We start from the raw sequence: 12,098 nt of genomic DNA on the forward strand, positions 1-12,098 counted from the left end.
GTTATACGTTATCCCCGCCAGTGCTATCCAGTGTGCGCACGGCGGCTGCCGCGGCATCGTTCCCAGCCCATACCCAGTCAGTGACCTCGGGGATGTCTTCCCCGTGGTCGCGGGTGTATTGCCGGGCACGCAGGCGGGCATCCTGCATCTGCTGGCGTAGCAGTCCGGCACGGGCTCCGAGTCCGGGTACCCGGTCGATGACATCCATCACCAGGTGGTACCGGTCGAGGTCGTTGAGCATGACCATATCGAACGGCGTCGTCGTCGTTCCGTTCTCCTTATACCCGCGGGCGTGCAGGTTGCCATGGCCATGGCGCTTGTAGGTGAGACGGTGAATGAGCCACGGGTACCCATGGTAGGCGAAAACGATGGGCTTGTCGGCGGTGAAGTAGGCGTCGAACTCGCGGTCGCCGAGTCCGTGCGGGTGGTCGTCCTCGGACTGCAGGCGCATCAGGTCGACCACGTTGACCACGCGCACCTTCAGGTCGGGCAGGTTCTCGCGCAGGATCGCGGCGGCGGCGAGCACCTCGAGGGTGGGCACCTCACCGGCGGCGGCGAGCACCACATCGGGTTCGGTGCCGGGCAGTTCGGTGCCTGCCCACTCGAAGATGCCCAGGCCCCGCTCGCAGTGAGCGACGGCCTGGTCCATGGTGAGCCAGTTCGGCGCGGGCTGCTTGCCGGCCACGACCACGTTGACGTAGTCGACGCTGCGCAGGCAGTGGTCGTAGATCGACAGCAGGGTGTTCGCGTCGAATGGCAGGTACACCCGCACGACGTCGGCGCTCTTGTTCACGACGTGGTCGATGAAGCCCGGGTCCTGGTGGGAGAAGCCGTTGTGGTCCTGGCGCCAGACGTGCGAGGACAGCAGGTAGTTCAGGCTCGCGATCGAGCGGCGCCACGGGATCTCCCGGGTGACCTTGAGCCACTTGGCGTGCTGGTTGAACATCGAGTCGATGATGTGGATGAAGGCTTCGTAGCAGTTGAACAGGCCGTGCCGGCCGGTGAGCAGGTAACCCTCGAGCCAACCCTGGCACTGGTGCTCGCTGAGCATCTCCATCACCCGGCCGGCGCGAGCCAGGTTGGTGTCGGCCGGGATGAACTCGGCGTTCCACTGCTTGTCGGTGGCGGCGTACACGGCCGGCGCGAGCCGGTTGGATGCGGTCTCGTCGGGTCCGAAGATGCGGAAGTTGTCGGGGTTGTCGCGGATCACGTCGGCCAGCCAGGTTCCGAGCACCTTGGTGGCCTCGTCGACGGTGGCTCCGGGGCTCGGCACGTCCACCGCGTACTCCCGGAAGTTGGGCAGGCGCAGGTCGCGGCGCAGCAGCCCGCCGTTGGCCACCGGGTTGGCGCTCATGCGCAGGTCGCCGTGCGGGGCGAGGGCGGAGATGGTTGCGGCGGGGGCGCCGGACTCGTCGAAGAGTTCTTCCGGCCGGTAGGACTTGAGCCAGGACTCGAGCACGTCGGTGTGCGACTGGGTGTCGCGAGCGTTCACGAGCGGCACCTGGTGCGAGCGCCAGGAGTCTTCCACCTGCACACCGTCGATGACGGGCGGGCAGGTCCAGCCCTTGGGGGTCTTCAGGATGATCATCGGCCAGCGCGGCCGGTTGGTGTCGCCGGCGAGCGCCGCACGCTTGATCGCGGCGATCTCGTTGAGCACCTCGTCGAGGGTCTGAGCCATCCGCTGGTGCACGGCGAGGGGGTCCTCGCCGTCGAAGCCGCCGGTGACGATGTGCGGGTTGTGGCCGTAACCACGCATGAGGTCGATCAGTTCGCTCTCGGGGATGCGCGCGAGGATCGTGGGGTTGGCGATCTTGTACCCGTTGAGGTGCAGGATCGGCAGGACCACGCCGTCGTTGATCGGGTCGACGAACTTGTTGGAGTGCCAGCTGGTGGCCAATGGGCCGGTCTCAGCTTCACCGTCACCGATGACGGCGGCCACGAGCAGGTCGGGGTTGTCGAACGCGGCGCCATAAGCGTGGCTCAGCGCGTAGCCGAGCTCACCGCCCTCGTGGATGGAACCGGGGGTCTCGGGTGAGGCGTGGCTGGGAATGCCGCCCGGGAAGGAGAACTGGCGGAACAGGTCCTTGATGCCCTCGGTGGACTGGTCGATGCCGGAGTAGATCTCGGAGTACGTGCCGTCCAGATAGGCGTTGGCGACCATGCCGGGCCCGCCGTGACCTGGGCCGGTGATGTAGAGGGTGCTGATCTCGCGTTCACGGATGACCCGGTTCAGGTGCGCGTAGAGGAAGTTGAGTCCCGGCGTCGTGCCCCAGTGGCCGAGCAGGCGCGGCTTGATGTGGTCGCGGGTGAGGGGTTCGCGCAGCAGGGGGTTGTCCAGCAGGTAGATCTGGCCGACGGAGAGGTAGTTGGATGCGCGCCACCAAGCGTCGACACTGGCCAGAGCTTCGGCGCTCAGGGTATGCGGAAGGCGGCTAGGCCAGGTGAATGCGGTGTTTGCGGACGAGTCGACCATGACTAACTCCAGGGGTTTTGTGGGCGCGGCAGTTGCGCCGTTCAAGTCTAGGAGCGCCGTTTCGCGAACACCGGGGGACGTTGGTCCCGTTCACGTGCTGTACAGGGGGCTAGGCTTTCCCGTTCACGGTTCTGCGATGACCGACCCGACACGCCGGCAGCACTCCCACGACAGCGTGGAGTCGAACGGCGCGGTGTGGAAGCCGCCCGTGACCAGCACAACAGCTGAATGTGTTTCGGGCAAAGTAAAACTCCTCGCGCACCCACCAGAGCCCAGTTACCCTTGCTACGTTTCCGTCCTGGGGGAGTTGGCTGAGATAGCGCCACGCGAGGAGCCACCCTCAGTTTAGGGCGTCTTCGCCCGCCGCCCAAACCCATCCCCCGAGCACGTGTCACGCAATCGTCTCAGAAGCAGGTAAGATTTTCCCTGGTCGTTGTCTTTGTCGAAACGATCGGTTCAGGAGAATTCGCCTAGTGGCCTATGGCGCACGCTTGGAAAGCGTGTTGGGTGAAAGCCCTCGGGGGTTCGAATCCCCCATTCTCCGCCAATGCAGCATCGAACGGCCCGCGGCAGTGTCGCGGGCCGTTTCGTGTGAAAGCTCCTGGCCCTATCGCAGGTCGAAGCGCACGACGCCGGCGGGGGCGACGCGGCCGAGCATCTCGACGAATTCGGCGTAATCCTCGAACACTGGCACGCCCACCGCGCTGGCACCAGGGCCGAGCAGGTACGAGGTGCGCGTGCCGCTTTTCTCCACGACCGTGAGCCGGCGAGCCCGGCCGCTGTAGCTCGGCGGGGTGAGTTCGATGCTCGCGAGTTGCGTGTAATACAGAACCTGATCGCCGACCTGCAGAGTCGACGTGGTGACGGAGATCGATCGAGGAATGCGAGCCGTGCGCCGGCGACTCGCGGCGACAACGATGAGCACTACCAGGGCGACGAGAATGCCGACCGCCGCCACGAAAACCAACGCCACCGGGTCAGCGAACGGGTCGGTGACGAGAAAGAATGCCACGACGCCGAGAGAGATGAGAAAACCGGCGAGCACCACGATCACGATCGACCGGCGGGTTCCCTGCAGCCTCGACGCGCTCGGATCGAGCTCGAATGTGTGTGACCGTTCACCGAGGGTCATGCTCGGCGCCTCGGCAGCGAGCGGGGCAAGATCGGCCATCAGGTCGTTGAACCGCGCCGTGCCGAACCAGCGAGCCGGTACCGCGACCCGCTCGTGCGCGGTCGTCGCATAGATTGTGCGCACCGAGCCGCTCGGGATGCCATTTGTGCTCTGGCGGGTCACGAGTGACCCGAAATCGGTGCTCGCCCGCTGCCATTCATTGGTGATCCGTAAGCCACGCCGCAAACGCACGCTCTGAGCGTCGGTCTCGAACCGAATCGGTCCGGTCACAAAGACATGCACGAGCACCCACAGTCCGCCGATCACGAGGATGCCCACGCAGACGGCAATCAGGACTTGTGAGTTTCGGATGTTGAACATTTCCCGCAACCCGATGAGGGGAATCGCGACCGCGGCGAGGGGAACAGCAATCACGCCACCGATGAGGGCGGCAAGGCGACCGGCGATGCCGCTCGAGTACACCGTGGCCGCGTTTGCGGCCACACGGGAGGAACTGTGCATGCGGGTCACGGATCTTTCTCGTCTGCGTCACTCGCCCCTCGACCGGGGGTGGCAATCCGCATTCTAGCGATTCGTCAGATCAAGCCTGATCGGGAGATTGTGATCACCTTGACCTCAAGTGCCGTTGAGGTCGTACGATCGCTGTCGTGCCTTCTCCGATACCGCCAGCCTCGGCAGCGACGCGCCCGCCGTCAATCTTCGGCCGAGAGTTCATCTGGGTCACCGTCGGAATCCTCGCCCTGATCTTCCTCGCGGCCTTCGAGGCTCTCGCGGTGACCACCGTGATGCCCACGATCAGCGCCGCGCTCGATGGCGAATCGCTCTACGCCGTGGCCTTTTCCGGCCCGCTCGCGGTGGGGGTGGTGGGCATGGTCGCAGCCGGCAACTGGTCCGACCGGTCCGGCCCGGTGCCCGTGGTGCTCACCGCTGTGGTGCTCTTCATCGTGGGCCTTCTGATCGCCGGCACCGCCGCCACCATGCCCGCCCTCATCGTGGGCCGACTGGTGCACGGCCTCGGCGGGGGCGCCCTGAGCGTGTCGCTGTACGTGGTGGTCGCACGGGTCTACCCGCAACGGATGCATCCGGCTATCTTCGGCGCATTCGCCGGGGCGTGGGTGGTGCCGTCGCTGATCGGGCCGTTCATCGCCGGCCTCGTGGCCGAGTTCGCCAGTTGGCGCTGGGTGTTCCTGGGCGTGGTGGTTCTGGTGCTCGCCGCCGTCGCCATGCTCAGGCCCGGGCTCGCCAGGATCGCGGCGGCCGAGCGGGAGCGCCCCGTCACCGCCCGCGAGCCGTGGCGCATCTCCCGCACCGTGTGGTCCCTCGGCGCCGCCGCCGCGGTGCTCTGCGCCTCCGTCGCCCCGCAACTGCCCGGTGTTCTGCTCTGGCTCGGCACCGGCACCGCGTTCGTGCTGGCCGGGGTGGCGCTGCGCCCGCTGCTTCCCGCCGGCACCCTCAGCGGACGCCGCGGACTGCCCGTCGTGATGACGATCCGCGGCCTGGTCTCCGGCGCGTTCCTCTCCACCGAGGTGTACCTGCCCGCGCTGCTCACGGGCGAGTACTCCCTCTCCCCCGCCCTGGCCGGGCTGGCACTCACGTGCGCCGGCATCACCTGGGCGCTGGCCTCCTGGCTGCAGGGCCGTTACGCCACGGCGCTGAGCGACCGCAGCAGCATGTGGCTCGGCAGTGCGCTGCTGCTCGTCGCCATCGCGGCCTCGGCCGCGACCAGCGCCCTCACGCTCTCACCGCTGGTGGCGATCGTGGGCTGGGCCGTCGCGGGCGCCGGCATGGGCACCCTCGTGCCTCGGCAGAGCGGGCGCGTGTTGCGGCTCTCACCGCCGGCGCAGCAGGGCTTCAACTCCTCGGCCCTGCTGATCGCCGACTCGATCGGCGCCGCCCTGGCCCTGGCCGCGACCGCGGTGGTGTTCGTCGCCGTGGCCCCGCTGGGCAACAGCGCCACCTACACGGCGTCGTTCACCTTCTCGGCGCTGCTCGCGGTCGGCGGTCTGCTGCTGGCGCGCCGGGTCGGCGCCGACACCCCGGCCGAGGATCCCGCGAACACCCCACCTTCGGCCTGACCGCACCGCACATCCGCATCCGCATCCGTATCCGCACCCGCCCGCAACCGTTGCCCCCGCGGACAAGTGGTGCCGGTGCGCCGGGCGCAATCGTCCGAACGGGCAACAGATGTGGCGCCAGGTGTCGATTGGGGGGTGGCCCAGTCGTCATAGGGGTGTCACTATCGATCACGCTTGAAAGGGGACAGCTCATGCAGTATTCACTTCTCGTCATCAGCCAGGAATCCGGCGACGCCGGCATCACCGAGGAAGACATGGAATGGGGCCGGGCGGCGTTCGACGCCTACGGCAAGGCCCTCGACGCCGCCGGTGTACTCATCTCGGCCGACATCCTGCAGCCCGTGTCGGCGTCGACGACGGTGTCGATGAAAGACGGCGCGTTGCAGATTCAGGACGGCCCGTTCGCCGACACCAAGGAACGCCTGAACGGCACCTTCGTGATCGAGGTACCCAACCTCGATGTGGCGCTGGACTGGGCCGGCAAGTGCCCGGCCGCGCAGTACGGCGCCATCGAGGTGCGCCCCTCCGCGATCATCTTCACCGACGGGGCATGGCGCGAACCGGCCGCGTGACCGCCCAGGCGCGGGCGGAACAGACCGCCCGCGCCTCCTACGGGCGCCTGCTCGCGGTGTTGGCCGCGCCCACCGGTGACATCGCCTCCGCCGAGGATGCGCTCTCCGACGCTTTCGAACGCGCCCTGACCCGCTGGCCGGAGGACGGCGTTCCGAACAATCCAGAAGGGTGGCTGCTCACCGTGGCCCGGAACCGGCTGAGGGATCTGTGGAAGTCAGGGGCGGTGCGCTCCACCGTTCCGCTCGAGTCCGACGACCTCCGAACGGTTCCTGCCGGGCCGCGGTCGGCGGCGGCGGACGTGCTCGACGCCCTGGACGAGAATGCCATCCCGGAGAAGCGGATCGAACTGCTCTGCGTCTGCGCGCATCCGGCCATCGACCCGGGAATCCGCACCCCGTTGATGCTGCAGACCGTGCTCGGCCTCACCGCGGCCGAGATCGCGGCCGCCTACGCGGTGCCGGCCGAGGTGATGGCGCAGCGGCTGGTGCGGGCCAAACGGCGCATCCGCACCACCCGGATCCCGTTCGTGCTGCCCTCCCTCGCCGACCTTCCGGCTCGGTTGCCGGCAGTGCTGGAGGCGGTGTACGGCGCCTACGCGATCGACTGGTCGGCCGGGCAGACACCGCCCGCGCTGGCCAGCCCGGAGTCGCTCGCCGGGGAGGCGCTCTACCTCGCCGAGACTCTCGCGGCGCTGCTGCCCGACCAGCCGGAGGTACTCGGCCTGGCCGCCTTGCTGGCGTTGTCGATGTCACGCACGCCGGCGCGTACCTCCGCCACCGGCGATCTTGTGCCCCTCGACGAGCAGGATGCGTCCCGCTGGGATACCGCGCTGATCGAGCGCGGCGAGCTCTACCTGCGGCGCGCCCGACCGTTGGGCCGGCCCGGCCGGTTCCAGCTCGAAGCGGCCATCCAGTCGGTGCACTGCGATCGGGCGCGCACCGGGGTCACCGACTGGGCGGCCCTGAAGCGGCTGCACACCGCGCTGCTGCCGCTCTCGCCGACTCTGGGGGCCCGGGTTGCGCACGCTGCCGTGCTCGGCGAAGTGGACGGGCCCGCGACGGGCCTGGCGACCCTCGACGCCCTGGCGAGCGACCACCCGCCGGTCACCGGGTTCCAGCCGTACTGGGCCACCCGGGCACACCTGTTGGCGCTCGCCGGGGCGCGGGAATCTGCCCGGACCGCCTACCAGCGGGCCGCGGAGCTGGCTCCAGACGAGCGGATGCGCGCGGCGCTGCACCGCAGCAGCGAGAACCTTCGGCCGGACTGAGCCGGCCTGAGCAGGGCTCAGCCGAGCGGGTCGCCCACGTGCCGACGCGGCCTCGGCGGGGGTGGCGGCGGCACTTCCTTGGCCGCGACGACCTCGGCTAGGGCGAGGTCCACCAGGCCCCGTTTGGTCTCCACCGTGCAGGTCGTGGCGTCGATGGAGCGCAGATAGCCGAGGGCATCCGTGTAGCCGCCGTCGATGCGGGTGCGCACCACGACCCGGGTGCCCAACGCGGCGCCGATCAGGAATTCCACCGCCGGATGCGTCATCTAAGACGGCCCTGCCGGTCGATCCATCGCGTGTGCACTCTGTCACTCTACGACCTGACCTCGGTGCGGCCACCGGCCGCCGGGCGCGGGCCTTTGTCCCCTAAAGGGTGTCTGTTGACTCACAGAGGCATGGGGCATACTCGAAAGACACCGGTAGGGGGATACGAGGGTGGGGAAAAAAACGGCTATGCCGCTGCGTGCACAAGGGCTTCGCCCGCACGGGCACATCTTGCGCCAGACGACTCTGTCGATCGTCGCCTTCTTCGCGCCCGTTTTCGCCGTTCTCTACTGGCTCACCATTCCGCGTGGGGAGTGGATCGCCGTGGCTGTCGCCCAGCTGGTGGTCATGCTCCTGGCCGGGATCGGCCTAGTAGGTTTTCTGCGCACGTGCATCTGGGTCGACGACACCGGCATCTCCGAACGCGGCTTCTTCGGCCAGTACTCCAGCTTCCCGATCCGGCAGATCGCCAGTGTGGTGGTGCTCGACCTCTACCAGAGCGGCGCCACCGACACCCACCCGCAACTCTTCGTCACCGGCGCCGACGGTCAACTGCTGGTGCGGATGCGCGGACAGTTCTATTCGCGCGGCGCTATGGACATCGTCGCCGACGAACTCGGCGCCCCGGTCGTGCGAGTGCCGGAACCGATGACGCTCGCCGAGCTCAACCGGCTGCGGCCGGAGCTGCTGTTCTGGTTCGAACGCCGCGTCACCGGCCGAACGCCGCATTCGGCCGAACCCGGCCTCGACCTGGACGTCGACCTCGGTCCGTAACCGTCAGCAGCCGGCAGCAGCCGCCATCAGTGGCCGCGCCCCGACACCCGGTCGGCCAGCGTCGCCAACGGCGACGTGGTGCTCCGCCGGGTGAGTTCGGCGCGATCGGCTCGGGTGTACGCCTCGTACAGGGCGGACACGGCGAGCCAACGCAGCGGTTCGGGTTCCCAGTTGCGCACCCGGTGATTGACCCACGGCAGCGTGGTCAGCGCCGTTTCCCGGCCGAGGATGAGGTCGGTGAGCGTGCGCCCGGCCAGGTTGGTCGTGGCCACCCCGGTGCCCACGTAGCCGCCAGCCCAGGCCAGGCCGGTGCGCGGGTCGAGCCCCACGGTGGCGGCCCAGTCCCGCGGCACTCCCAGCACGCCGCTCCAGGCGTGGTCGATCGCCGCATCCGCGGTGCCGGGGAAGAACCTGTGCAGGATGCCGCGCAACGCCTCGACGGTGCTCGCCGGGGTGTGGCCGTCTGAATCCGTTTTCGACCCGAACCGGTATGGCACACCGCGGCCGCCGATGGCGATGCGGTCGTCGGCCGTGCGCTGCGCATACATATACGCGTGCGCCATGTCGCCGAGAGTGGCGCGGCCCTGCCAACCGATGTCCGCCCAGACCGCGGCGTCCAGCGGCTCGGTCACGATCAACGACGAGTTCATCGGCAGCCAGGCGCGGTGCAACCCGGCCAGGCCCGCGGTGAAACCCTCGGTCGCGCGCACCACGAAGGCGGCTTCAACGGTGCCCCGCTCCGTCACGGCCGCATGCGGGGTGATCTCCTGCACCCGAGTGTCCTCGTAGATCTCCACACCGAGCGCCTCGACCGCCCGGGCGAGCCCCGCGACAAGCTTGGCGGGGTGGATGCGGGCGCAGTGCGGATGCCACATCGCCCCGGTGGTGCCGGCGACGTTGATCCGGGTGCTGGCGTCTGCAGCGGTGAGCAGCTCGACATCCGTGTGCGCCCAGGTCTGCTCGGCGCGCACGGCGGCCTCGAGCCGGTGTTGCTGTGGCCGGTCGTAGGCCACGGTGAACTCCCCGCCCTTGACGATGTCGGCGTCGATGCCCTCGACGGCGGCGACGCGGATGACCTCGTCGACGGTGTCGTTCATCGCGGCCTGGAAGTCGGTGGCGGCCAGTCGGCCGTGGCTCCGCAGGTACTGCTCGCGGCCGCCGGTGACCGAGTTGGTGAGCCAGCCGCCGTTGCGTCCGGAGGCGCCGTAGCCGGCGAAGCGTTGCTCCACGATGACGATGCGCAGCTCCGGCGCGGCCTTCTTCAGGTAGTAGGCGGCCCAGAGACCGGTGTAGCCGGCACCGACGATGCAGACATCGGCGCGGGTGGTGCCCGGCAGGGGCGGCCTGGGTGCCGGGCGGCCGAGCTGGTGCCACCAGAACGACACGTCGCCGTTGATCATTCGTCGCCGTTGATCATGGAGTGCGCTCGCCGCTACCGGCGCGTCACTGGAAGAGGAACAAGAGCGAGGTGGCGCCAACGGTGATGGCCAGCAGCCCCACGATCAGCACCCAGGTGAGCACCTTCATGCCCCGCAGCTTGCCGAAGAAACCCACTGGATGGCGGTCGTAGTCGTCGTCACTCATGCAAAGGACTCTAGTGCCGGTGGGCGGATGCGCCCAGTGCGGTATCGCTCTAGGACCGGTATTTCGAGGGGTCCCAGGTGGGGGTGGCGTTGCCGGTGTAAGGCGCGGCATCGAAGCGGGCACCGGCCGGGTTGCTCGGCAGCAGGGCGAAAATGAGGCCGAGAATGGCGCCGAAGCCGGGGATGACGGTGAGGAAGTAGAACCAGCCGGAGAAATCGATGTCGTGCAGCCGGCGAACGAACACGGCCAGGTTCGGGAGGAACAGTCCCAGACCGAGCACGAACAGGGCGACCCCCGCGGCGCCGATTGACGGCGGGGTCTCCCCGGCGGCCACGTTCGAGGCCGCGGCGGGCAGCACGCCTAGCAGAACCACAAGGATGAGCAGCACGATCTGGAACAGCTGGAACCACCAGTACTCGCTGCGCGTGGCCCTCCCGGAGAACGTGGCGTAGTTGCGAAAGACCGATGTGATGGCCGCTGTCGGACTGAGCATGGTGGTGGTCCCCCCCGGTGGTGCGCCACCCCTGAACGGGGCGACGGCAGTGGCTCACCCTAGCAGCGCCCCACCGCTGGTCGAGCCTGTCGAGACCCCGTGAGACGGCTTCTGGAGAGGGTCAAGCGGCAGGCGTGCGCTCCTCCAGGCCCCAGGCCTGGCCGTATCCGGCCGGTTCAGGGGCGCTCATCAGGTCGAGGTACGGCTGAGCGTCGAAGGCCTCTGGACCGAGTACCCCACTGCCGGCCCACACACCGGTGGCCAGCAGCTCCAGGGCGATCGCCGGGTTCAGCGCGGTCTGCCAGACCACGCACTGGGCGTCGTACTCCGCCATCGTCCACTCGTTGTCGCTGACGTGATAGAGGTAGACCTCCCGCGGCGCACCATCCGTGCCGGTGCCGGTCACCCACACACCGGCGCAGGTCTTGCCGGTCATGCGCGGACCGATCGTGGCCGGATCGGGCAGGCTCGCCGCCACCACATCGCGGGGAGCCACCATGGCCGGGCCGTTCTCGGTGCGCACCCGTACCGGTGAGACATTGTCGAGGCCGAGCAGGTGCAGGGTGCGCAGTACTCCGATGAATTCCTCGCCGAGGCCGTACTTGAAGGTCACGCGCTTGGCATCGAGCCAGCGCGGCATTAGCAGTACCTCTTCGTGCTCCACGTTGACGCATTCCACTGGGCCGATGCCCTCGGGGAAGTCGAAGACCTCCGGCTCGCTGAACGGCGCGGTGGTGAACCAGCCGCGGTCCTTCTCGAAGATCACCGGCGGGTTGAGGCACTCCTCGATCGTGGTCCAGATGCTGAACGACGGCGCGAAGATCTCGGTGCCCTCTTCGTCGCGCACCACGAGATTGGCGCCGTCCCTGGTGCCCAGCTCGTCGATCTCGCTGAACAGGTGGTCGGAGGCATAGCGGGCGAACACGTCGGAGAGCCCGGGCTCCACGCCCATGCCCACCAGGGCGAGCCGGCCGCTGGTCTCCCAGTCGCTGGCCTGGTCGAACTGGTCGTCGCCGAGCTTGATGCCGGTCTGCGCGTGCGGGTCGGTGGGATGCGGCTCCGACAGGCTCATCGCCATGTCGAGGTAGTCGGCCCCGGCGGCCAGCGCCCCGGCGAAGATGCTCTGCACGAACTTCGGCTCGACGGCGTTCATCACGTGCGTCGCGCCGTGTTCCCGAGCCACCCGCGCCACCACATCGGGGTCGGAGGCGTCGATCTGCGCGGCGGTGAACCGGCCGGCGACCTCCTCGCCGTGCCGGGCCGCGATTGCGGCGATGGTGCGCTCCGCCCGGCCCAGGTCGTAGTCGCTCACCACCACCTGGTCGTAGAACGAGCGCCGGGCAACGATCTTCGCGAAGGCGTCTCCGACGCCGCCAGCACCTACGAGGAGAATTCTCATGCCCTGACGCTAGCGCGCAGGCAGCGCGATTGTCAGCCCCGCAGCCGAGATCCGTGCCCGCTCA

The 12,098-nt window shown here is 68.5% G+C and carries 11 protein-coding genes, 1 tRNA gene and 1 other RNA gene; 5 read left to right on the forward strand and 8 right to left on the reverse strand.

Features of this window, described 5'->3' with window-relative positions; all coding sequences use genetic code 11:
• Position 1 precedes the first annotated feature (1 nt).
• Positions 2 to 2,473: a phosphoketolase family protein gene (locus CTB96_RS09295; RefSeq protein ID WP_110126662.1), complete on the reverse strand. Its 2,472-nt coding sequence runs from the start codon at positions 2,471 to 2,473 to the stop codon at positions 2 to 4.
• 242 nt (positions 2,474 to 2,715) lie between these two features.
• An RNA gene (ffs, locus tag CTB96_RS09300) (signal recognition particle sRNA small type) lies at positions 2,716 to 2,812 on the reverse strand.
• Positions 2,813 to 2,932: 120 nt separating this feature from the next.
• Here ffs and CTB96_RS09305 point away from each other — a divergent pair.
• Positions 2,933 to 3,020: transfer RNA gene (locus CTB96_RS09305), tRNA-Ser, on the forward strand.
• Between the two features lie 60 nt (positions 3,021 to 3,080).
• On the opposite strand, the gene CTB96_RS09310 is transcribed toward CTB96_RS09305, so the two are convergent.
• Positions 3,081 to 4,115, reverse strand: coding sequence for a hypothetical protein (locus tag CTB96_RS09310; protein WP_110126663.1), 1,035 nt, complete (start codon positions 4,113 to 4,115; stop codon positions 3,081 to 3,083).
• 137 nt (positions 4,116 to 4,252) lie between these two features.
• Here CTB96_RS09310 and CTB96_RS09315 point away from each other — a divergent pair, with 137 nt between their 5' ends.
• From CTB96_RS09315 to CTB96_RS09325, 3 genes are all read left to right on the forward strand, one after another.
• A complete protein-coding gene (locus CTB96_RS09315) occupies positions 4,253 to 5,680 on the forward strand; it encodes an MFS transporter (protein WP_248283306.1) in 1,428 nt (475 codons plus the stop codon).
• A gap of 191 nt (positions 5,681 to 5,871) precedes the next feature.
• A complete protein-coding gene (locus CTB96_RS09320) occupies positions 5,872 to 6,252 on the forward strand; it encodes a YciI family protein (RefSeq protein WP_110126664.1) in 381 nt (126 codons plus the stop codon).
• Positions 6,231 to 7,520: an RNA polymerase sigma factor gene (locus CTB96_RS09325; protein WP_110126665.1), complete on the forward strand. Its 1,290-nt coding sequence runs from the start codon at positions 6,231 to 6,233 to the stop codon at positions 7,518 to 7,520. Before CTB96_RS09320 ends, CTB96_RS09325 begins: the two co-directional genes overlap by 22 nt.
• Before the next feature lie 17 nt (positions 7,521 to 7,537).
• On the opposite strand, the gene CTB96_RS09330 is transcribed toward CTB96_RS09325, so the two are convergent.
• Positions 7,538 to 7,786 (reverse strand): putative acetyltransferase, encoded by a 249-nt coding sequence (locus CTB96_RS09330; protein ID WP_110126666.1) that lies wholly within the window; start codon positions 7,784 to 7,786, stop codon positions 7,538 to 7,540.
• A gap of 229 nt (positions 7,787 to 8,015) precedes the next feature.
• On the opposite strand from CTB96_RS09330, the gene CTB96_RS09335 reads away from it, so the two are divergent.
• Positions 8,016 to 8,558 carry a hypothetical protein gene (locus tag CTB96_RS09335; RefSeq protein WP_110126667.1) on the forward strand — a complete coding sequence of 181 codons (543 nt, stop codon included), beginning with the start codon at positions 8,016 to 8,018 and terminating at the stop codon, positions 8,556 to 8,558.
• 26 nt (positions 8,559 to 8,584) lie between these two features.
• Here CTB96_RS09335 and CTB96_RS09340 read toward each other — a convergent pair whose 3' ends face one another.
• The 4 genes from CTB96_RS09340 to CTB96_RS09350 all read right to left on the reverse strand — a co-directional run bounded on the left by CTB96_RS09340 (position 8,585) and on the right by CTB96_RS09350 (position 12,034).
• Entirely contained in the window at positions 8,585 to 9,958 is a 1,374-nt protein-coding gene (locus CTB96_RS09340) for an NAD(P)/FAD-dependent oxidoreductase (RefSeq protein WP_110126668.1), read from the reverse strand.
• 43 nt (positions 9,959 to 10,001) lie between these two features.
• Positions 10,002 to 10,142 (reverse strand): hypothetical protein, encoded by a 141-nt coding sequence (locus tag CTB96_RS20505; protein WP_181397214.1) that lies wholly within the window; start codon positions 10,140 to 10,142, stop codon positions 10,002 to 10,004.
• Between the two features lie 49 nt (positions 10,143 to 10,191).
• Positions 10,192 to 10,635: a DUF805 domain-containing protein gene (locus CTB96_RS09345; RefSeq protein WP_110126669.1), complete on the reverse strand. Its 444-nt coding sequence runs from the start codon at positions 10,633 to 10,635 to the stop codon at positions 10,192 to 10,194.
• Positions 10,636 to 10,756: 121 nt separating this feature from the next.
• Complete coding sequence (locus CTB96_RS09350; RefSeq protein ID WP_110126670.1) at positions 10,757 to 12,034, reverse strand: saccharopine dehydrogenase family protein; 1,278 nt, start codon at positions 12,032 to 12,034, stop codon at positions 10,757 to 10,759.
• Between the last annotated feature and the right edge of the window lie 64 nt (positions 12,035 to 12,098).

The organism is Cryobacterium arcticum (assembly GCF_003185895.1).
In the GTDB taxonomy this organism is placed as follows: Bacteria; Actinomycetota; Actinomycetes; order Actinomycetales; family Microbacteriaceae; genus Cryobacterium; species Cryobacterium arcticum.